The following is a 21,828-nucleotide window of genomic DNA, read 5'->3' as shown; positions in this document are numbered from 1 at the left end:
TGTATAAAAGTGTTTACACAGCTAAACTGAGTTAACCTAACTGTTTTTTACTGATTCATACAATGTAAAAATCAGTAAAGTGAAAAAGTCCGCGACAAATATTCAGTGTAAATGGATGTTTTTTAAGAAAATGGAGTTAGCGTATCATGTTGTTATCGGGTTTAACTAATACCGTTTATCGTATATTGATTATTGACGATGATATTCAAAATATATTTGTTTTAGAAGATATTTTATCTCCTCTTGGCAATATATATTTTTCAGAATCGGGCAGTAATGCATTCGCGTTAATCGATAAAATCAAACCCGACGTCATTCTACTTGATATCGAAATGCCCGATATGGATGGCTGGCAAGTCTGCCGAGCCCTTAAAGCGGATCCTCGCTATAGTGATATCCCCATTATTTTTATTACAGGTCATACCGAACCTGAGTTTGAACGTTTGGCACTCGAAAGTGGCGGTGTGGATTTTATTACCAAACCATTTAATGCTTCTATTTGTTGTTTGCGTGTGCATACGCAACTTCAATTTAGGCAGCAAAATCATCTTATTGTTAAAGCGAAAGAAGAACTACAGCAATTAGTGAATCAAGTTCCTATGTTGATTACGTATTGGGATTCTTCTGGTAACAACTTGTTCAGCAATGATTACTCCGGTGCTTGGTTTGAAACATTGGTCGGTCATATTGATGGACAGCATATTTCGGCTATTTTTCCTGCAGAGTTAAGTGCAGCCGTACTTAGACATCAAAAACAAACCACTTCTGAACCGTTGAAATATATCGTCACGGTCAAAAATCAGCTTGGTATGAGCTTTTACGAAGTCTTTCAGTCAAAAATGAAATCATCGGCAGGTGTTGATGGTTACTTAGTCACGGTTGTGGATGTGTCTGAGGTTAAGCATGCTAAACAGGCTTTGTATTCTGAAAAAGAACGCCTAAGAGTCACGCTTAACTCAATTGGCGATGCGGTAATTGCAACGGATACCAGAGGGTTAATCACCTTTATGAACCCCATTGCTGAGCGCATGACGGGCTGGCGGATTAAAGATGCTTTGCATCAAAAAATTGAAAGTGTTATGCAATTACGTGACTCTAATACGCGTCATACGCTTCTCAATCCTTTGTATATTGCATTAAGGGAGCAGCGTATTGTTGCAATGGCGTTAAATAGCCAATTAACGGCTCGAGGCGGACAAGTTTTTGCTGTTGAAGATTCGGCTGCACCTATTCGTAATGAAAATGGCGAAGTCATTGGTGCCATTATGGTGTTTCATGATGTCAGTGAAGCGATGGCTATGGCGATGAAAATGAGCCACCTTGCAAATCATGACCAATTGACGGATTTGCCTAACCGTATTTTATTACAAGACCGATTAAGTGTTGCCTGTTCAGCGGCTGAGTCATTTGGCAATAAGGCTGCGGCGCTATTGGTGGATATTGACCATTTTAAATATTTAAATGATTCACTTGGGCATCAACTTGGCGATGAAATGATTTGTTTAATGACCCAGCGGCTTCGTTCATTAATTCCACCGTCTTACACCTTAGCTAGGTTGGGGGGCGATGAGTTTGTTATTTTAATGAGTGACGCACATTCTGTTGAAGCATCATCGGTACTTGCGGCGAAATTGGTTGAAGCAATGCATGAGCCATTTATTTTAGCGGCCAAAAATTTAGTGTATCGATCAGTGTCGGGATTAGTGTTTTTCCTAACGATGCTAAAGATGCTGAAGAATTGATGCGTCATGCCGATGTGGCGATGTATCGTGCTAAGCAAGAAGGGCGTAATCGCTTTAGCTTTTTTTCTCATGACTTGGAAAGTTCAATACGTGAGCGCCATCAACTGGAAACGTGTTTGCGCAATGCCATTAGTCATGATGAGTTATTTGTGCATTACCAGCCCAAAATAAATTTAGCCACCAATGAAATTGTAGGTGCTGAGGCACTTGTCAGGCTCGTTGATAGTGAAGGCGTCTTTATCTCACCGAATGAGTTTATTCCTTTAGCAGAAGAATCCGGTTTAATTATCAGACTGGGTAATCAGGTGTTATACAAAGCATGTGCAGAAGCAAAGTCTTGGCTGGATAAGGGATGTAATATTCCTATTTCGGTCAATGTTGCTGTGGCACAATTTGCAGACCCTCATTTTGCTAACATTATTGAGAAAGCGCTTCATGATTACCAATTGCCTGCAGAGTTACTTGAATTAGAAATCACTGAAACAGCGTTGATGATCGATGCGGCTGAAATGCAAACTAGGCTGTATCAGCTAAAGTCGTTAGGAATAAAAATTGCGATAGATGATTTTGGTACTGGCTATTCTAGTTTGGCTTATTTGAAAAAGTTTAATGTCGATGTGATGAAAATCGATATGTCCTTTATTAAGGATATGCTAAATAACAAGCATGATTATGAAATCGTCAAAACTATTATTTCCCTTGGCCAATCTATGGGCTTATCGCTGATTGCCGAAGGTGTTGAAACTGAAGAACAGCGTCAAGCATTGCTTGAGCTCGATTGTTTAATGGGACAAGGGTATTTGTTTAGCCGACCGCTCAGTGCTAACGATTTTAATGCCTTTATTTTACAGCATAAGGTTAATTGAGTTTAAGGGTAAATATGATCAACAAGGTGAATATTTCGGTTTTGTGATTATTAATATTGATGCCAGCTTTTTATTAGATCAATTACAACGAGATTTTAAGCATTCGTTATTTGAATTAGCCATTGTAAATTTGAGTGGTTATTTTATTACCGCACCTAATCCAATCATCAGTTTTGGCTTTGATTTAAATATTCCTAACTCAACATGGCAATCACAAACAAATCAAGCATCTTTACCGTTAGGCGGTGAAATTCAACAATATAGAGTCTGGGAATCCAATAACGCCTGAACTGTTGCGTCAACCTGTCCATGGTTAACGGTGTATAAAGCGGCAAGGATGCAAGATGCGGTGCGCTTATTGTTTTTATTCGTTTGTTACTGTGTTTAGCGTGCTGGGGGCTAGCTGAAACACGGTCAAACATCCTTGCCGAAACTTGGGTGGTTGGCACTGTCTGCGCTTATCCACCGAATAAAAGTGACGTTATTGGATATAGAGTCTGAGAAATTCCAATAACGCCTGAACTGTTGCGTTAACCTGTCCATGGTTAACGGTATATAAAGCGGCAAGGATGCAAGATGCGTTGCGCTTATTGTTTTTATTCGTTTGTTACTGTGTTTAGCGTGCTGGGGGCTAGCTAAAACACGGTCAAACATCCTTGCCGAAACTTGGGTGGTTGGCACTGTCTGCGCTTATCCACCGAATAAAAGTGACGTTATTGGATATAGAGTCTGGGAACCCAATAACGCCTGAACTGTTGCGTCAACCTGTCCATGGTTAACGGTGTATAAAGCGGCAAGGATGCAAGATGCGGTGCGCTTATTGTTTTTATTCGTTTGTTACTGTGTTTAGCGTGCTGGGGGCTAGCTGAAACACGGTCAAACATCCTTGCCGAAACTTGGGTGGTTGGCACTGTCTGCGCTTATCCACCGAATAAAAGTGACGTTATTGGATATAGAGTCTGAGACCCAATAACGCCTGAACTGTTGCGTTAACCTATCCATGGTTAACGGTGTATAAAGCGGCAAGGATGCAAGATGCGGTGCGCTTATTGTTTTTATTCGTTTGTTACTGTGTTTAGCGTGCTGGGGGCTAGCTGAAACACGGTCAAACATCCTTGCCGAAACTTGGGTGGTTGGCACTGTCTGCGCTTATCCACCGAATAAAAGTGACGTTATTGGATATAGAGTCTGGGGACCCAATAACGCCTGAACTGTTGCGTTAACCTATCCATGGTTAACGGTGTATAAAGCGGCAAGGATGCAAGATTTGATGCGCTTATTATTAGTATGATTTTTTTGCTATTTGCTTGTGTAATCAGTTTGCTGGGGAACTCACTAAAAACACGGTCATACATCCTTGCCAAAAACCTAACTAGCTTGCCATTGCTTGTAGTTGTTGGCTTAACTGAGTAATTTTTTGTTGTAAATGTGCTATTTCTGACACGATTTCGCCTCGGGTTTCATTTTTACGGGTATCGCTATGTTTTACCCATTTGTAAACCGTCTTTGCTGAAATGCCATATTGTTTAGCGACATCTGATAACAAGCGATTATGCTGTTTCACTTCACTGATCACTTGATGTTGAAAATCGATAGAATAGTGCCTGGCAGTTGCGGTAGTCATGTGATTAATTCCTTATACTTTATTTGTATTTGCTTGAGCGAGATTCAACTTCATCCCACTGGCTGCAACCAAGATGCGCTAAGAAAAAATGTTCTGGCGGTATTGTTCAACCAGTTTATTCACCATGACATTGACTGATTTGATGTTATGACCTAGGTTCATTTTACTCATCACTATCTCCTACAACTGACAATGGACTGCTTACAAAATAAACTACTACTTAGTAGGTATATATCTCTATATGAAAAGCGCGTGCCAACTTTTAAATATTTTTTAAGTCATTAATTATCAATAACTTGTGTTTTTATCGATATTTTTAATAAATTTTGATTTTTATTAGATTGGTGCAATTGCACTAAAATGGTGAATCACGGCTTGGCTTTAGTGTAATGATTGAGTGCAGTATGAGTGAGGTTTATGGCAGCTGGAAGTCAGCTTAATGACAAAACGAGGACAGCGTTTTACGTGGAATAATTAATCCATACAAATATGATATTAATGCTTACGCGTGCGGATTGATGCAAACTCTAAAAAGCGGGTAACAAAGGGGAATGGGATTGGTAGTGCTTACTGATTAATCAGCAGCACTCATCAAATTTGGCGTTAATGAGATGACACACGGCTTCTAAGGCTGCTTCTGCATCGGGATCTTTAGCGGTTACTGTCATCATTTTACCAATTCCGCTTTCAAGCATCAGTAAACCGAGGACACTGGCAGCATTGGCTTGTTTTTCACCTTGTACAAGGGTGATTTCGGCATCAAAATCAGCCGCCAAAATGGCCAGTTTAGTTGCGGCACGCGCGTGTAATCCTAGCTTATTCGATATCGTTACTTGGCGTTTAAACATGATTAACGCTCCACACTGATCATTGGTTACTTTCTTCGATGTTAAGCTCTCTATGCCGAGCATTTACAGTGTGTTTGCTGCCTTGTCTAAAGCGTTTAGCGAGTTGATCGGTAATGTACACTGAGCGATGTTGTCCACCGGTACACCCTATCGCAATCGTCAGGTAACTGCGGTTATTGCGTTCTAGGTGTGGCATCCAGGTTTCGAATAAATTCTCAATTTGCCAAATAAATTTGTTTACCAAAGGCTGACGGCCTAAAAACGCTTGTACGGGTTCATCTAGTCCGGTGTAAGGTCTTAATTCAACTTCCCAGTGAGGGTTTGGTAAAAAGCGCACGTCAAACATAAAGTCGGCTTCGGTAGGCATACCATGTTTAAACCCAAACGATTCAAAGTTAATCACAAGCTCTTTATCAACACTGCCAAGTAATATCTGCCTAACTTGGTCACTGAGTTCGTAAATATTCAAGGCTGATGTGTCGATATAATGATCGACTATTTTAGCAATAGGCTCTAATAAGCGACCTTCTAGTTTAATCGCTTCTTGCAGTGAGATGTGATTTTTAGATAACGGGTGTAAGCGGCGGGTTTCGCTGTAGCGTTTAAGCAGTACTTTGTCGCTAGAATTTAAAAAGAAGCTGGTTATTTCGGTGTCAGGTTCAAGGATTTTTAATTGCTCTTGCAGTACTTTTCCTTGCTCGGCAATATTGCGCACATCAACACTAATGGCAACCAGGTCATTACTGCCTTTTAATTGCGCTAATAACGTATCGATAAGTGCTAGGGGGAGGTTGTCTACACAATAGTAGCCTAAATCTTCTAGCACTCTAAGGGCGACTGATTTACCTGATCCTGAGCGTCCTGATACGATGACAAGCTTCATTGCGTAATTACCTGATAGAGTTCTGTAGAATCGTGAATTTTACGTAATTGCTTTAGCACTTGTTTATCGCTGAGCTTTTGCGCCATTGATGACAGGGTGCTGAGATGTTGTTGGCATTGATCGGCTGGAACTAACAACGCAAATAAGATATCGACGGGTTGTTTATCGATGGCATCAAAAGGAATGGCCTCTTCGCATTTTACAAAAATAGCGATAGGGTGATCGATTGTGGTCAATCGGCCATGAGGTATCGCAATACCATTTCCTATACCTGTGCTCCCCATTTTTTCTCGTGCAAGCAGGCTTTCAAACACCTCTTGTGAAGATAGGGTGGGGTACTGGGCAGCAACTAAGTCGCTGATGAGTTCCAGTACCTTTTTCTTACTGCCCGGTGTGGCACAGGTGGTGCATTCCGGCTGCAGGATGGTACAAAGTTCCATCGTTAGTGTTTTGTATACTTCTCTTTGTGTTTAATTACCTGACGGTCTAGTTTATCTATCAGGGCGTCTATTGCTGCATACATGTCTGTGTTTTCAGACATGGCGAAAATTTCTCTACCATTGAGGATAATTTTGGCTTCTGCTTTTTGCTGTAATTTTTCAACATTGAGTACAACGTGGACATTATTGATCTGATCGAAGTGTCGTTCAAGCTTAGAAAATTTCTCGCGAACGTATTCACGCAAAGATTCTGTAATTTCAACATGGTGCCCAGATAGATTGATGTGCATTACACTTTTCTCCATTGTTGAGTAAATTTATAAACTCTTACGTTGGTTCGAGGGCGGTATCATCATTGCCTCACGGTATTTTGCAATCGTACGACGAGCAACATTGATCCCCTGTTCTGCCAGAAGTTGCGCCATTTTGCTGTCGCTAAGTGGCTTTTTCTGGTTTTCAGCAGCAACCAGCTTTTTAATAAAAGCACGGATTGCTGTTGATGAGCATTCTCCGCCATCGTCAGTGCTGACATGGCTTGAGAAAAAGTATTTTAGCTCAAATAACCCTCGTGGGGTGTGCATGTATTTTTGTGTTGTTACCCGTGAAATGGTTGATTCGTGCATTTCGACGGCTTCAGCAATGTCGTTTAATACCATGGGTTTCATGGCTTCTTCACCGTATTCAAAAAAGCCTTGCTGGAATTGCACGATGCAATTTGCCACTTTTAATAGGGTGTCGTTACGGCTTTCAAGGCTTTTTATAAACCACTTTGCTTCTTGTAAATGCCCACGTATAAATTGGGTGTCCGACGGGTTTTTGCTGCTACGCGCCATGGCTGCGTATTGTTGATTAACCCCAATTTTGGGCATATTGTCTGGGTTTAATTCAACCACCCAGCGGCCATTTTTTTTCAGCACGGTCACATCAGGGATTACGTATTCGTCATCCGTGGCGGTGATTAATAAGCCTGGGCGTGGATTGAGTGACTGGATCAAGCCGATGGCGTCGCGTAAATCATCTTCTTTAAGACGGGTTTTACGCATTAGTAATCTAAAATCACGGCCAGCGATCAAATCTAAGTAGTCTTTGATCAAAATACGTGCGTTTTCGATATATGGTGTGTCGCTGGCGTATTGTGCTAATTGGATTAATAGGCATTCGCTTAAATCGCGTGCAGCAACGCCCACAGGGTCAAAGTGTTGAACACGTTTAAGTACGGCTTCTACTTCGTCTAGCTCAACGTTTTCATCACCCATCGCTTCCAAAATTTCTTCGGTACTTTGCGTTAAGTAACCACGTTCATCAATGGCGTCGATAATGGCGGTTGCAATGGCTAAGTCAGTGTCAGAAAACGGCGTAAGGTTCTTTTGCCATTCTAAATGTTCATATAATCCTTCAGTGGTTTCGCCTTGAAACGGCATGTCGTCATCGCGCATGCTCGCACTGCCTGATCCAGACATAGGTGAGGCGGTATAGACTTCGTCCCACGTGGTATCCATGGGCAAATCGTCCATGGTTTCTTTGCTCATTGATTCAGTGGTGTCGACAGATGATGTGTCTTTCTCAACATTAACGGTGCTGTTATCGCTGAAATCGGTGTCTGATTGATCGTGATTTTCTTTTATAGGATCTTTGGCTTGAGAAAACTCATCTTCTATTTCAAGCAATGGGTTTGAGTCCAATGCTTGTTGGATTTCTTGCTGTAGCTCCAATGAAGATAATTGCAGTAAGCGAATGGCTTGCTGCAATTGTGGGGTCATAGTGAGATGCTGACCCATTTTAAGTTGGAGTGACGCTTTCATTTACCGCTTATCCCCAGATGATTTTCATAAAGATGACAATCTTGAAAACTGTAATAGATTGCCACGTAAGTCAATGATGTTTAGTTCTGTTTAGGTATCGTTCAATGAGATGAAGTAGATAGGCTAACTATAGCTTGAATTGTTCACCTAAGTACACTTCCCGAACTTGTTGATTGCTCAAGATCTCGTCTGGCGTACCTTCGGCAATTAAATTACCCTGGCTTACAATGTAAGCGCGCTCACAAACGTCGAGTGTTTCTCGTACGTTATGGTCGGTAATTAATACACCTAAACCCCGACTTTTCAGTTGTTGTATGATTTTTTTGATGTCGATAACCGAAATAGGGTCAACACCAGCAAAGGGTTCGTCGAGCAAAATAAATTTTGGGTTTGCCGCCAATGCGCGTGCAATTTCAACCCGACGGCGCTCACCACCAGACAAAGACATACCCTGACTGTCGCGAATATGAGTAATATGAAACTCTTCTAGCAAGTGCTCAAGCTGTTCAATGCGTTGATCTGTGTTTAGCTCTTTGCGAGTTTGTAATACCGCCATGATATTGTCATGCACTGTTAGCTTGCGGAAAATACTGGCTTCTTGAGGTAAGTAGCCTATGCCTTTGCGAGCTCTAAGGTGCATGGGATCAGATGTTAGGTCGTCTTTATCAATTAAAATACGCCCTTTGTCGCTTTTTACTAGGCCAACGACCATATAAAATGTGGTGGTTTTACCTGCGCCGTTAGGCCAAGCAAACCAACAATTTGCCCTGTTTTAACCGTTAAGCTTACATCCTTAACAACTTGACGGGCTTTGTAGCTTTTGGCTAGGTTTTCTGCGGTTAAGGTAATTTGGGTCATGGTTTGATCTGCTTGTTGACTGGGATCTCAGGCAGCTTTTGTTTTGGTGCTGACTCGTTTTGGAAATTATCAGGTTGGATAATAGTAATAACCCTGTCTTGACCTGTGCCGGTGCTTTCGGCAACTAATTCTTGAGCGGTAATATTGTACTTAATACGATTCCCCGTCACTTGGCTACCTGCTTGATTAAGCTTAGCATTACCTGACAAGGTTAATGTGGTCGTTGCTAGGTCGTAAGTGATTTCATTGGCACTTGCAGTACCAATATTGCCATCGTCTAACTCTTGAGAGAAGGTCGCAGGTTTACCTGTAGCGATGAGTCTTTTTGATGTGCTGTTTTCTGGCGTGAAGGCGCGTAGTTCGTCGGCATTAATATTGATGGTGCCTTGCACAATGGTTACCGGACCATTAAAAATAATTTGATTGTTTTTAATGTCAGCAGACTGGCTTACAGAGGAGATTTTTAATTCTTGTTTGAGATCACCTTGCTTTGCCATTGCTGGAATGCTCAGCATGCAAACTAAGCCGCTTAGTAATAGGGCGCGAGAGTAACGATTATTGTGGCTCATATGTTCCTTCTACTTTACTTAGTAGCGATAATTTTTGGGTATTCAAGTCAGCATGCAAGCCTAAACCTTGAATCATAAATCCTTTGCCTTTGATATACACCATCTCTTGTGAGTTGCCTATCATGGTGGACAGATCTAATGTGACTGTTTGTGTGGTCAGTGACTGTAAAGGCTCTTCAATATCAATGGCATCAATAATAACATTATTTTCTAAGATGACTTTATTGGTCTGTTTATTTAATTGACCTCGGTCGGCACTAAGTTGCCATTGGGCTTTGCCATTTTCCGGGTAAATTAAATACACAGGCTCAGTAAAGTGAGTGGTATCACTTGAATCATAATGTTCCATGTGTTTTGCCGATACTTTACTGGCAATTAACCCTTGTTTGTTAAATTCAGTAGTACGTAAATTGTCGGCAATAAAGTCAGGCCGTTCTATTCCTACTACTTTAATCGCATCCATTTCGCTACGCTTTACTTGGGCTTGCCAATACAACACAAAGGCAAGGCCAAAAAAAGCAGCAATCCCTAGAGTGACTCTGTTCATATACTCATACCGTGGGCGCGAGTAAATTTATCCTGGCTTAGTAATAAAAGATCCGTGAGTTCACGCAGGGCACCATGGCCGCCATTGATAGTGGTGATCATATGGCAATGTTGTTTTACAAATGGATGACCATCAGCAACACACACTGCTAAACCCACTACTTTCATTACGGGTAAATCGACCATGTCGTCTCCAATGTAGGCGACTTCATCGGCAGTCACATTGTAGAGAGAAAGTAATTGTTCAAATGGTTCAAATTTATTGTCGATGCCTTGATAAATATGTTTAACCCCAAGCGCTGTCATGCGGGTTTCAACAATTTTTGATTTACGCCCTGTAATCACGGCAACATGTATGCCACTGGTTAATACTGAACGTACACCATAACCATCACGAGTGTGGAATGCTTTTAGCTCTTCGCCTGCATTGCTTAAATAAATACGTCCGTCAGAAAAGACGCCGTCAACATCGCAAATGAGCAGTTTAATTTTTTTAGCTCGTTGCCAAATATCGTCGCTGACCGAGCCATAAAAGCCGTGATGTGTATCTGACATGGTTAAATCACTCCTGCTTTAACCATATCGAGCATATTTAATGCGCCGATCGGTTGATGCTGTTGGTTAACGACAATCAATCCGTTAATGTTTTTTTCTTCCATAATTTGTAATGCTTTTGCTGCCAAGATACCGCTTGGACTGGTCACGCAATTTTGCGTCATCACTTGGGCAATTGATGTGGTGCGTAAGTTCACTTCAGCATCAATAATACGCCGTAAATCACCGTCGGTAAAAATACCCACTAAGGTATTGGCTTTGTCGACAACGGCAGTCATACCCAAGCCTTTTTTCGATATTTCATACAGCGCATCGGTAATGCAGATGTCATCACTTACACTCGGTAAGCTGTCACCTTGATGCATCACATCTTCTACTTTTAGCAACAGTTTACGCCCTAAAGCACCGCCGGGGTGTGATAAGGCAAAATCGTCTCGGGTAAAGCCTTTTGCTTGCAGTAATGCGATAGCTAAAGCATCACCCATCGCAAGAGTCGCGGTAGTGCTTGATGTCGGAGCTAACCCAAGCGGGCAGGCCTCTTCTTGTACTTGAATGCACAGATGAATTTTAGCGAGTCGAGCCATGTTTGACTCAGGTTTGCCGGTAACTGAAATGACCGGTACACCCATGCGTTGAATCACAGGTAGTAAGGTTAAAATTTCACTTGATTCGCCAGAGTTAGAAATCGCCAGTACGATATCATTTTTGTCTAAAGCGCCTAAGTCGCCGTGACTAGCTTCACCGGGATGTACAAAAAAGGCTGGAGTGCCGGTACTCGCAAAGGTGGCTGATATTTTATTACCAATATGGCCTGATTTACCCATACCCATCACAATGACTTTGCCTTTACATTGCATGATCAGCTCGCAGGCTTGGCCAAATTCAACGGAGTCGACGTATTGATATAAATGATCTAATGCCGCTTTTTCGATATCGATAACTTTACGGCCCCATTGGCGAAATTGAGTTTGATCTACCATGAGTGTCTCTCTTTTAGCTTTAGACTATACCTTTTTGCTCCAATCTAATGAGATTGAAATACAATAATTTGGTACGCAATAAAGGTGATTAATAACAGGGCGCCATGCCAACGGGTCAGTTGTTTTTTAGCACCACTAGATAACACTAAAACGGCCAGTGCAGCACTGGTTCCCAATACCATGTAGAAATCTCTACCGCTGGCTTGTGCATCGATTTCGCCTGGGGCAATCAATGCAGGTATAGCAAGTACCGCTAGAATATTAAATAAGTTTGAACCAACGATATTACCAATCGCTAAATCATCTTCCTTTTTTAATACGCCAGCAATGCAAGCTGCCAACTCGGGTAAGCTTGTACCAACCGCAATAATAGTCAGTCCAATGACTAAATCAGATAATCCATAAAATTTTGCAATTCCTACCGCGCCGTCAACCATCCAACCCGCTGATAGAGGAAGTAATATAATCCCAACTAGCAGCCAAATGATAGCACGAAAGGTAGGGACGTTTTTAGGGATCTCAGACTCAAGGTCTTCATCTAAGGTATCTACCGCTTTATTGCTAGTGGCTTGCCAAATGAAAAAGCCCATTAAGCCAAAAAATAAGATGGTTAACATAATGCCTTCAGCACGGGTTAACAGGCCGTCATGTAATGCGTAGCCCGCGAATACCGTAGCCGCTAACATTAAGGGAATTTCACGCTTTAAGGTTTTTGACCCTACACTAATCGCACCGAGTAATGCGGTTAATCCTAAAATTAAGGTAATGTTGGCAATGTTTGAGCCTAAAACGTTGCCGACTGCGGTGTTACGCATATCATTCATTGATGCGCTCGCGGCAACAAACATCTCTGGGGCTGAGCTGCCCATCGCTACGATGGTGAGTCCAATTAGCATTGGCGGTAAGCCTAAATTACGCGCAAATGCAGCTGCACCGTATACAAATCTATCCGCACTCCACACTAAAACAGCAAGCCCTACAATTAGCATTAGGATATTAACTAGCATGTGATTCCCATGATGGTAAATAATTAGCGGGCATTTTCGCTGGATTTTCACTAAATTGAAAGCATTGTGCACTAATTGTATTAACAATGAGCTTTGGTTATGTGGATATAGTTGTCGCTCAATGGACAATTACAGTACAATTTGCGCTTCATCTTTTTTTAAGGAAGGTTGTGATCTCCTCAACTCCGATGCCTGATATGAGTAAATCAAATAATTCCCCTTTGGTCGAGATTAACCATTTGGCTTTTAGTCATGGTTCTCGAGTGATTTATAAAGATATTTCGTTAACGATACCTAAAGGTAAAGTGACCGCTATTATGGACTCTAGCGGTATAGGTAAAACGACGTTATTAAAATTGATTGGTGGGCAACTTACACCCAATAGTGGTCATATTTTATTTGATGGCCAAGATGTACATAAATTAAAGCGTGAAGAGTTATTTGAGTTACGTAAACGCATGAGCATGCTTTTTCAAAGCGGTGCGATGTTTACCGATTTAAATGTATTCGATAATGTCGCGTTTGCATTAAGAGAGCATTCGGGGTTACCTGAAGAAATTATTCGTTCAATTGTGCTGATGAAATTACAAGCAGTGGGACTTCGCGGAGTCGCTTATTTAATGCCTAACGAGCTTTCTGGTGGTATGCAGCGTCGTGCTGCACTTGCTCGGGCAATTGCGCTTGAGCCTGAAATGATTTTGTACGACGAGCCTTTTGCGGGTCAGGATCCTATTTCAATGGGGATGCTCGTAAAATTAATTCGTGAGCTCTCAGATACGCTTAAACTCACTTCTGTTGTGGTGTCTCACGACGTAGATGAAGTACTGGGTATTGCAGATTATGTGTATGTGATTGCAGAAAAAAAAGTGATTGCACATGGAACGCCAGAGCAATTGCGCTTGTCTGATAACCCGCAATTAATTCAGTTTATCCAAGGCGCGCCAGATGGTCCGGTACCATTTCATTATCCTGCCGAGGATTATCAAGAGGAGTTATTGCGTGGGCGTAATTGATAATATTGCCGACATGGGCAAATATGCGTTAAAGATAATATCCGGATTAGGCCGAGCTGGTTTAATGCTGTGGGGTGCAGTGGTACGTGTGCCTAATGTTAAAAAAGGTTTGCCACTACTTACTAAGCAAATATATGTGCTGGGTGTGCGCTCCATGGTGATTATCCTGGTATCGGGTTTGTTTATCGGCATGGTGTTAGCGTTGCAGGGCTACAATATTCTTGTTGGCTTTGGTACGGAAGAAAGTTTGGGCACAATGGTGGCGCTCAGTTTGTTACGTGAACTTGGTCCAGTGGTTGCCGCATTACTGTTTGCTGGCCGAGCAGGATCTGCGCTAACGGCAGAGATTGGTTTAATGAAATCGACTGAACAGTTATCTAGCTTAGAGATGATGGCAATTGATCCTTTACGACAGATCATTGCCCCTCGTTTTTGGGCTGGGGTGATCAGTATGCCTCTGCTTGCTTTGATGTTCAGTTTAGTGGGCATTATGGGCGGCCATCTGGTGGGTGTTGAATGGAAAGGCATTGATAGCGGTGCATTTTGGTCAATTCTTCAAGCATCTGTAGAGTGGGAACAGGATATTGTTAACAGCTTGATTAAGAGTGTTATTTTTGGTGTCGTGGTGACTTGGATAGCCTTGTACAGAGGATACGAAGTACAACCCAACCCAGAAGGTATTAGCCGGGCGACAACTTCAACGGTTGTGCAGGCCAGTTTAGCTGTTTTAGCGCTGGACTTTTTGCTTACTGCAATCATGTTCGGAAATTAAGGTTTTTTCATTGTTTAGTTTAATTGAAGTGGTTTAAGAGTATGTTGACACGGAAAATTGAGTTACTAGTAGGCGTGTTTTTATTGTCAGGTTTGTTGGCCTTTTGTGCATTGGTATTTAATGTTGCTAATGTAGAAGTCAAGTCAAGTGACCAAACTTATACATTAGTTGCCGAGTTCAATAATATCGGTGGATTAAAAGTACGCTCACCAGTCAAAGTAGGTGGGGTGGTTGTTGGTCGTGTGACAGACATTACCTTAGATACTCGTAAGCTGATCCCTGTGGTGACGTTAACGATGGACAAGCGCTATGATGAGTTCCCTGAAACCAGCAGTTTAGCTATTTTGACTTCAGGTTTATTAGGTGAGCAGTTTATTGGTTTAACTCCAGGCTTTATGGATGATGATATTGCTATGCTGGTAGATGGCGATAAGGTTCATGATACACGCGGCGCATTGATTCTCGAAGATTTAATTGGTCAACTTTTATACAGTATGTCGTCTAAAGACAATTAGGAGCTCTATAATGAAGGCACTTTTTCATCGTGTAATGGCTGTATGTTTAATTGCTAGTGCGGCAATTAGCTCTAGTGTGATGGCGGCTAATGACGAGATTAACCTCAATGACCCATATGAAATGATCAAACAAGTTGCCAACAAGACATTTGATCGTTTTAAGCAAGATAGGGCATTAATCGATAGCGATTTAAGTCATTTAAAAGTGATAGTAAATGAAGAATTAATGCCATACGTGGATTATAAATATGCAGCATACAAAGTAATGGGGCAGTATTTACGTGACACTACACCTGATCAACGTGATCGTTTTGTTGAAGCATTTGAAGGCTACTTAGTGGCAACGTATGCCCAAGCGTTAACCGAATACACAAACCAGACTGTTGAGTTTGATCCTGCGAGTGATTTTAGCGATGAAAAAATTGTTGAAATTAACGTGCAAATTATTGAAAAAGGTCGCCCACCGATCAAAATTCAATTTAAAGCCCGTCGTTTAAAAGACGATACTTGGAAAGCATTTGATCTTGTTGCAGAAGGCGTAAGCTTATTAGCTTCTAAACAGTCTGAAATTTCTAACTTGATCCGTCAGCAAGGTATTGAAGCTGTGATTTCAATGTTGAATGATAAAACCAAGCAAAAAATCGATCGTCAACCAATTAAAGAAGCTGCAGCAGCGTGATTAACTTTAATCAACAAGAGCAGCAGTGCTTCGTTAGCGGACGCTTAACGCAGGTTGAAGTAAAACAATTATGGCCAAAACGCCAACAGTTGTTTACTGATACAACCCAAGTGATAGACTTGTCTGCCCTAGAATATGTAGACAGTGCTGGTGTAGCGTTATTACTGGCATTGGTTCGATTAACTCATTCTGGCAGTAAAAAAGACTGCGCATCGCGACAGTTGGTTAACCCCAGCGAGCAGCTCAAAAAAATGATTGAGCTATACGATTTAGACGCTTTTTTTAGCCAGACATAGTTATAGTTGTAGCCGTTTTCGTTGTATAAATACGAGTTTATAAGTGCCAGTTTTATAAGCATCAGATTGACAAGTAAAGGTAATAGATTTCATGGATTGCAAGGTTATTGAACAAATGTTGACAGATGCACTGTCATTAACAGAAGCCCATGTGACTTCAGATGGTAGTCATTACAAAGTGGTTGCTGTTGGTGAGTGCTTCGATGGCATGAGCCGCGTAAAACAGCAACAAGCTATTTATGCTCCACTTTCAGAACAAATTGCCAGTGGCGAACTACACGCGCTAACCATCAAAACATTTACGCCTACCCAGTGGAAGCGTGAAAAACTTTTCAATATGTAAGTACTGAGATTCACAGTGGATAAATTAACTATTAAAGCCAGCAAACCGCTTGCTGGTGAAGTCGTGATCTCGGGTGCTAAAAATGCGGCATTGCCTATTTTAATGGCAGGCGTATTAGCCGAAACAGATTTTATTGTCTCAAACGTGCCTAATTTACGAGACGTCAACACCAGTTGTGAGTTACTACGTTGCTTAGGTGCCGAAGTTGATCAGCTTGAAAATAGCTGCGTGCGTATTTCGACCACCAATTTAAATGAATATTGTGCCCCGTATGATTTAGTTAAAACCATGCGTGCTTCAATCTTGATCCTTGATCCATTACTTGCGCGCTATGGAACTGCAGATGTGTCTTTACCTGGTGGTTGTGCGATTGGTGCGCGCCCTGTAAATTTACACTTACACGGTTTAGAGCTGATGGGCGCTAAGATCGAAGTGAAAGAAGGCTACATTAAAGCTCGTGTAGATGGTCGTCTTAAAGGTGCACATATCTTTATGGATATGGTGAGTGTTGGCGCAACAGAAAACCTATTAATGGCTGCATCACTTGCCGACGGTACAACGGTTATTGAAAACGCTGCTCGTGAGCCAGAAGTCACCGATTTAGCGAATTGCTTAGTAGCTATGGGCGCTAAAATCTCAGGCATCGGTACTGCAACATTAACGATTGAAGGCGTTGAGCGTTTATCGGGTTGCGAATACCGTGTTATGCCTGACCGCATTGAAACAGGTTCGTTCTTAGTTGCCGCGGCTGTCACGCGTGGCAAAATTCGTTGTTTGTCTGCCGACCCTAGTGCACTCGAAGCTGTATTAATCAAGCTTGAAGATGCTGGCGCGACCATCGCAACGGGTGAAGATTGGATTGAGCTTGATATGCAAGGGCAACGACCTAAGGCTGTTAACATTAAAACCGCGCCATACCCTGCATTTCCTACCGACATGCAAGCGCAGTTTTGTGTATTAAATGCCCTTGCTGAAGGCACCGGTCGTGTGACTGAGACCATTTTTGAAAACCGCTTTATGCATGTACCAGAAATGAGCCGCATGGGCGCTGACATCGAACTCGAAGGTAATACGTGTATTATCCACGGTATTGAACGTTTAAATGGTGCTCAAGTAATGGCAACCGATTTACGTGCATCAGCAAGCTTAGTGATTGCGGGCACTAATGGCAGACGGTATCACGACCGTCGATCGTATTTACCATTTAGACCGTGGTTATGAACATATCGAAGCTAAGTTTCAAGGTTTAGGTGCAGAAGTGGTACGCGTTAAATAGCGTTCATGGCTGTACAAAAAAGCCATTCAATGATGAGTTGAATGGCTTTTTTTATGTGCTAATTTTATTTGTTTAATATGAATATTGAATAAAGGTGATCATTCAGGCTCATTAATTTTTTCTGCAATAATAACCGGGAAGGTTTGAGTTTTACCTTCACGAATGATGACCATGTCTATTCTGGTGCCTGGTGGCGTTTCTGCAATTCTGTCTAACAGCATTTCAACACCGGGAACGTCTTCACCATTATATTGGGTTATCACATCTCGAGGGGCTAAACCTGCGCGAGCGGCTGAGCACTCTGGGTCAACACCTGTGACCAATACCCCTTTCATATCGGGTAGGTTTAGAATTTGTGCAACGACCTGGTTAATTGGCTCACCAGAAATGCCCAGCGCACCACGGATCACGCGGCCATGTTTTATTAATTTGTCCATAATGCTATGAGTACAATTTTATGGGAATAGCAAAGCTAATGCCATTACCGCCATTATCGCCGCCTACCTGGAAGGCGGCCGTGTTAATGCCGATTAATTCGCCATTAGTGTCGATTAATGCGCCACCTGAGTTGCCTGCATTAATGGCTGCGTCGGTTTGTAAAAAGTCTAAATAACCAGAACTTAACCCATTTCGTCCAGTGGCACTGATAATACCTTGGGTAATGGTTTGGCCGATGTTGTACGGATTACCAATAGCTAATACTACATCGCCTACTTGCGCTGGATTGTTGAGATTAAACGGTACAATAGGTAGGTTATCGCCTTCAATTTTGAGTACGGCTAAATCTGTTACGGGATCGGAGCCAACGACTTCAGCGGTAAATTTACGCCCATCTTGAAGTGCTATGACAATTTCATCAGCTTTTTTAATCACATGGTAATTGGTCAGCACGTATCCATCTTTGCTCATAATTACCCCAGAGCCCAAGCCTTGAAGTGAACTTGCGTTTAAAGGGTTACGTTGGTCAATGCTTAGGCTGTAAATATTGGCCACAGCAGGTGCTGCACGGCGAACGGCTTTGGCAAAAGACAGCTCAGCGCCACCACTGTGTACGGAAGACAATCCTGTATTAAGGGAATGGTTAGGTAGAATCGATGTGATCACTAAAAAAACAGCTGCCATGATCAGGCCAAATGTCATAGCTTTTACAATATAGATGCACGTGTCTTTTAAATTCATAGCCTGACATTTGTTGAAAAATATGAACTTTATCTTAACATAGCTCAAAAAATTAAGCATCGGCCAAGCTTGCACCGATGCTCAAATCTTCAAGTCAGTTCACACTCATTAACAGCGTGGTAATGACGGGCTGTAAATCGAAACGAATAATTTACTTTTAACGACTTAACGTAAAACTAAATACAGTAAATTGTTGTCTCTTAAAATCTTTAACGCCACTGAACTTTGCTGGTCTTCCAGTGCTTCTTTTAATGCTTTTAGGCTGGAAATTTTAGTGCGGTTTAATCCGACAATTACATCTCCTTCTTGCAAGCCACTCATGGCAGCGGGTGAACCTTGAGCAATTTCGGTGATCTCAATACCTTTTTTACTGTCTTCTAATGTCGCACCTTGCAACATAGGATGCACGTTGCCAGCTTCTGCTTCAACTTTGTCTGCTTCACCTAAGGTGGCGTTAATGGTTTTCTTGTCACCATCGCGAATAATGCCAAATTCAACTTCGGCGCCTGCACCCATGGTGGCGACTTTAGCGCGTAACTCTTGGAAGCTCTTAATACTACGTCCATTAATGCTGACAATAATGTCGCCGGCTTTTAACCCCGCTTTATCGGCGGCACTTTTCGGCATGACTTCGTTAACAAAACCACCGTGTTGTGTGTCTAGGCCAAAAGCTTTTGCCAGCTCGTTGTCTAAGTCACGGCCAGAAACCCCTAATACACCTCGGCGTACTTCACCATGTTCAATAATTTGATCTACCAAGTTATGAACCATGTTGGCTGGAATAGCAAAACCGATGCCTACGTTGCCGCCATTGGGCGCCACAATTGCGGTGTTAATACCGATAAGCTCACCGTTTAAGTTAACTAAAGCTCCACCTGAGTTACCACTATTAATGGCCGCGTCGGTTTGAATAAAGTTTTCAAGCATTTCGATGCCTAAACCACTGCGGCCTAGCGCACTAACAATACCTGAGGTGACGGTTTGTCCTAAACCAAATGGATTACCAATTGCCACAGCAAAGTCACCTACGCGAATATTGTCTGAATCGGTTTGGTTAATTTCGGTTAAGTTTTTGGCGTCAATTTGCAACAAGGCAATATCCGATTCTTTATCAGCACCAATGAGTTTAGCTTTGATTTCCCGGCCATCATGCAAGCCTATTTGAATATCATCTGCACCATTGATGACATGGTTGTTGGTTACAATGTAGCCTTTAGCTGCATCAATAATAACCCCTGAGCCTAAGCCTCTAAAAGGACGCTCTTGTACTTGTTCTTGTGGCGCATTAGGACCAAAGAAGTAACGAAACACATCTGGCACTCGCTGTTTTGACACTTGAGTGCCCGATACGGCTACCGACACCACCGCTGGGGTCGTGCGTTCTAACATTGGGGCTAAGCTCGGTACGGCTTGACCTTCAACCGCTTGCGGAATGGCGGCTTGCGATACAGCAGGGTATAACGACAATGAAGCTGTTAATAGTGCTGCAGAAAGTAGGCTTAATTTGGTTTTCATAGGTTAGGTAGCTCCTGATTGCATTCAAGCTTGTAAATAAAATATGTGGCTTGATTACAAGAATTCAAAGTTAAATATCGTTAATAATGAGAGTAGACAACACTGCATGTCGTCGCGATAAAAGCTGTCAATAATATGGGTTAATCTGAGTTAATTATTGAGAGTGACGAGTTATTTGTTAGTTCAAATTTGATTAACAAACCTTAATTTGATCCGGTTAAGCGGTTACTCGTATTGAATTTTTAATGTTATTATCCGTAGTAATTTATTGATGTAAGAGAGTCGTAATCGTGGCGCAGTTAACCCCTTGGCAGCATTATCAGCAAGACCTTACCCGAGCAGATTTTTCACATGATGCCGCACAAGAGCAGGCTGTTAAGTCATTGCAACGTGTTTATGATGAAATCATCGCCGCAAATAAACCCAGTTCTGGTTTATCTAAATTGTTTTCTGCCGTTGGAGTAAAAGCCAAGCCAGCACCTGTCAAAGGATTATATTTATGGGGCGGAGTTGGGCGCGGCAAAACGTATTTAATGGATACATTTTATGATGCATTACCAGGGGAACGTAAATTACGAGCGCACTTTCATCGTTTTATGCATCAAGTACATCATGAACTCGACGGTTTAAAAGGGGTACAAGATCCATTGATTACCATTGCGAAGAAAATGGCTAATCAATATCAGGTTATCTGTTTTGATGAGTTTTTTGTATCAGATATTACCGACGCCATGTTATTAGGAACATTATTCCAAGAACTGTTTAAGCAAGGGGTCGCATTGGTTGCTACATCTAATATCATACCTGACGAATTGTATAAAAACGGCTTGCAGCGTGCACGTTTTTTACCGGCAATCGCATTAATTAATCAACATTGTGAGATCCTCAATGTTGACTCTGGTATTGATTATCGCCTGCGTACGCTCGAACAAGCTGAAATCTATCATTATCCATTAGATGAACAAGCGGATATCAATTTACTCCACTACTTTGCGCAACTTGCGCCTGAATCTGAAGTGCAAACAGAAGCCATTGAAATTGACGGTCGGGCGATTAATATCCGCCAGCAATCTCAAGGGGTACTGTTGATTAATTTTAGAGACATGTGCGACGTATCCGCGTTCGCAGCGAGATTACATGGAAATCGCCTGCCTTTATCACACCGTATTGTTAAGTGGAATAGAGCAAATGGGCGCGCAGCAAACGGGTGATGATATCGCCAGACGATTTTTGGCAATGGTTGATGAGTTTTACGAACGTAACGTTAAATTAATTGTGTCAGCGCAAATAGAACTAGAACACATTTATACAGATGGCCAATTAAGTTTTGAGTTTAAACGTTGTCGTCTCGCGGTTAATTGAAATGCAATCGCGTGACTATCTTGCCCTAGAGCACTTACCTTAAGCCATTAGTGACATCGTGGTAGGCTGAAGGTTGCCGGCAAAATGACTGTATCCTTGATGATTAAGCGATTGAATGGCAGGTGAAGCTAACCGATCGAATTTTTTATCTTTTTCGC

The 21,828-nt window shown here is 42.0% G+C and carries 20 protein-coding genes and 5 pseudogenes; 11 read left to right on the top strand and 14 right to left on the bottom strand.

What is annotated here, in order from left to right:
* Window positions 1-146: 146 nt before the first annotated feature.
* The 3 genes and pseudogenes from N4T56_RS16530 to N4T56_RS16520 form a co-directional block, all read left to right on the top strand.
* Window positions 147-1,741, top strand: a pseudogene (locus tag N4T56_RS16530) (diguanylate cyclase domain-containing protein); the annotation flags it as partial.
* On the top strand, window positions 1,742-2,608 hold the full coding sequence (locus tag N4T56_RS16525; protein WP_390904133.1) for a putative bifunctional diguanylate cyclase/phosphodiesterase: 867 nt from the start codon (window positions 1,742-1,744) through the stop codon (window positions 2,606-2,608). It begins immediately after the preceding pseudogene.
* A complete protein-coding gene (locus N4T56_RS16520) occupies window positions 2,577-2,897 on the top strand; it encodes a hypothetical protein (RefSeq protein ID WP_261733987.1) in 321 nt (106 codons plus the stop codon). The genes N4T56_RS16525 and N4T56_RS16520 overlap by 32 nt, the downstream gene beginning before the upstream one ends.
* Window positions 2,898-3,980: 1,083 nt before the next feature.
* Here the strand turns inward: N4T56_RS16520 and N4T56_RS16515 are convergent.
* The 12 genes and pseudogenes from N4T56_RS16515 to N4T56_RS16460 form a co-directional block, all read right to left on the bottom strand.
* On the bottom strand, window positions 3,981-4,232 hold the full coding sequence (locus N4T56_RS16515) for a transposase (RefSeq protein WP_188922367.1): 252 nt from the start codon (window positions 4,230-4,232) through the stop codon (window positions 3,981-3,983).
* A 578-nt stretch (window positions 4,233-4,810) separates the two neighbouring features.
* Window positions 4,811-5,080: an HPr family phosphocarrier protein gene (locus N4T56_RS16510; RefSeq protein ID WP_261733986.1), complete on the bottom strand. Its 270-nt coding sequence runs from the start codon at window positions 5,078-5,080 to the stop codon at window positions 4,811-4,813.
* 19 nt (window positions 5,081-5,099) lie between these two features.
* Complete coding sequence (gene rapZ, locus N4T56_RS16505; protein ID WP_261733985.1) at window positions 5,100-5,963, bottom strand: RNase adapter RapZ; 864 nt, start codon at window positions 5,961-5,963, stop codon at window positions 5,100-5,102.
* Window positions 5,960-6,403, bottom strand: a complete 444-nt coding sequence (gene ptsN, locus N4T56_RS16500) for a PTS IIA-like nitrogen regulatory protein PtsN (RefSeq protein ID WP_188922373.1) — start codon at window positions 6,401-6,403, stop codon at window positions 5,960-5,962. The genes rapZ and ptsN overlap by 4 nt, the downstream gene beginning before the upstream one ends.
* 2 nt (window positions 6,404-6,405) lie before the next feature.
* Window positions 6,406-6,693 (bottom strand): ribosome hibernation promoting factor, encoded by a 288-nt coding sequence (gene hpf / locus N4T56_RS16495; protein ID WP_188922375.1) that lies wholly within the window; start codon window positions 6,691-6,693, stop codon window positions 6,406-6,408.
* A gap of 27 nt (window positions 6,694-6,720) precedes the next feature.
* Window positions 6,721-8,205, bottom strand: a complete 1,485-nt coding sequence (locus N4T56_RS16490) for an RNA polymerase factor sigma-54 (protein ID WP_261733984.1) — start codon at window positions 8,203-8,205, stop codon at window positions 6,721-6,723.
* A 127-nt stretch (window positions 8,206-8,332) separates the two neighbouring features.
* Window positions 8,333-9,063, bottom strand: a pseudogene (gene lptB, locus N4T56_RS16485) (LPS export ABC transporter ATP-binding protein).
* Window positions 9,060-9,632, bottom strand: a complete 573-nt coding sequence (lptA, locus tag N4T56_RS16480; protein ID WP_261733983.1) for a lipopolysaccharide transport periplasmic protein LptA — start codon at window positions 9,630-9,632, stop codon at window positions 9,060-9,062. The pseudogene lptB and the gene lptA overlap by 4 nt, the downstream one beginning before the upstream one ends.
* Window positions 9,619-10,179 carry an LPS export ABC transporter periplasmic protein LptC gene (lptC, locus tag N4T56_RS16475; protein WP_261733982.1) on the bottom strand — a complete coding sequence of 187 codons (561 nt, stop codon included), beginning with the start codon at window positions 10,177-10,179 and terminating at the stop codon, window positions 9,619-9,621. The genes lptA and lptC overlap by 14 nt, the downstream gene beginning before the upstream one ends.
* Entirely contained in the window at window positions 10,176-10,733 is a 558-nt protein-coding gene (gene kdsC, locus N4T56_RS16470; protein ID WP_261733981.1) for a 3-deoxy-manno-octulosonate-8-phosphatase KdsC, read from the bottom strand. Before kdsC ends, lptC begins: the two co-directional genes overlap by 4 nt.
* A gap of 2 nt (window positions 10,734-10,735) precedes the next feature.
* On the bottom strand, window positions 10,736-11,713 hold the full coding sequence (locus N4T56_RS16465; protein ID WP_261733980.1) for a KpsF/GutQ family sugar-phosphate isomerase: 978 nt from the start codon (window positions 11,711-11,713) through the stop codon (window positions 10,736-10,738).
* 44 nt (window positions 11,714-11,757) lie between these two features.
* The gene (locus tag N4T56_RS16460; protein WP_261733979.1) at window positions 11,758-12,720 is read right to left on the bottom strand and encodes a calcium/sodium antiporter; all 963 of its coding nucleotides are present in this window, start codon (window positions 12,718-12,720) and stop codon (window positions 11,758-11,760) included.
* 188 nt (window positions 12,721-12,908) lie between these two features.
* On the opposite strand from N4T56_RS16460, the gene N4T56_RS16455 reads away from it, so the two are divergent.
* From N4T56_RS16455 to murA, 7 genes and pseudogenes are all read left to right on the top strand, one after another.
* A complete protein-coding gene (locus N4T56_RS16455) occupies window positions 12,909-13,733 on the top strand; it encodes an ATP-binding cassette domain-containing protein (RefSeq protein ID WP_390904132.1) in 825 nt (274 codons plus the stop codon).
* 13 nt (window positions 13,734-13,746) lie between these two features.
* Entirely contained in the window at window positions 13,747-14,505 is a 759-nt protein-coding gene (gene mlaE / locus N4T56_RS16450) for a lipid asymmetry maintenance ABC transporter permease subunit MlaE (RefSeq protein WP_390904131.1), read from the top strand.
* A 41-nt stretch (window positions 14,506-14,546) separates the two neighbouring features.
* Window positions 14,547-15,020, top strand: coding sequence for an outer membrane lipid asymmetry maintenance protein MlaD (mlaD, locus tag N4T56_RS16445; RefSeq protein WP_188922393.1), 474 nt, complete (start codon window positions 14,547-14,549; stop codon window positions 15,018-15,020).
* A 79-nt stretch (window positions 15,021-15,099) separates the two neighbouring features.
* On the top strand, window positions 15,100-15,699 hold the full coding sequence (locus N4T56_RS16440; RefSeq protein WP_390904130.1) for an MlaC/ttg2D family ABC transporter substrate-binding protein: 600 nt from the start codon (window positions 15,100-15,102) through the stop codon (window positions 15,697-15,699).
* The gene (locus N4T56_RS16435; RefSeq protein ID WP_261733976.1) at window positions 15,696-15,995 is read left to right on the top strand and encodes an STAS domain-containing protein; all 300 of its coding nucleotides are present in this window, start codon (window positions 15,696-15,698) and stop codon (window positions 15,993-15,995) included. Before N4T56_RS16440 ends, N4T56_RS16435 begins: the two co-directional genes overlap by 4 nt.
* 91 nt (window positions 15,996-16,086) lie before the next feature.
* Window positions 16,087-16,338, top strand: coding sequence for a BolA family protein (locus N4T56_RS16430; RefSeq protein ID WP_188922399.1), 252 nt, complete (start codon window positions 16,087-16,089; stop codon window positions 16,336-16,338).
* 15 nt (window positions 16,339-16,353) lie between these two features.
* Window positions 16,354-17,614 (top strand): annotated as a pseudogene (gene murA, locus N4T56_RS16425) (UDP-N-acetylglucosamine 1-carboxyvinyltransferase).
* Window positions 17,615-17,712: 98 nt separating this feature from the next.
* On the opposite strand, the pseudogene degS reads toward murA, so the two are convergent.
* Together degS and degQ are read right to left on the bottom strand one after the other, a co-directional pair.
* Window positions 17,713-18,793 (bottom strand): annotated as a pseudogene (gene degS / locus N4T56_RS16420) (outer membrane-stress sensor serine endopeptidase DegS).
* A 165-nt stretch (window positions 18,794-18,958) separates the two neighbouring features.
* Window positions 18,959-20,308, bottom strand: a complete 1,350-nt coding sequence (gene degQ, locus N4T56_RS16415) for a Do family serine endopeptidase DegQ (protein WP_261733975.1) — start codon at window positions 20,306-20,308, stop codon at window positions 18,959-18,961.
* Between the two features lie 290 nt (window positions 20,309-20,598).
* Here degQ and zapE point away from each other — a divergent pair.
* A pseudogene (zapE, locus tag N4T56_RS16410) lies at window positions 20,599-21,713 on the top strand (cell division protein ZapE).
* The last annotated feature ends 115 nt before the right edge of the window (window positions 21,714-21,828 follow it).

The sequence above is a fragment of the Shewanella phaeophyticola genome (genome assembly GCF_025398315.1).
GTDB lineage: Bacteria > Pseudomonadota > Gammaproteobacteria > Enterobacterales > Shewanellaceae > Shewanella > Shewanella phaeophyticola.
This window is presented reverse-complemented; position numbering and strand designations above follow the sequence as displayed.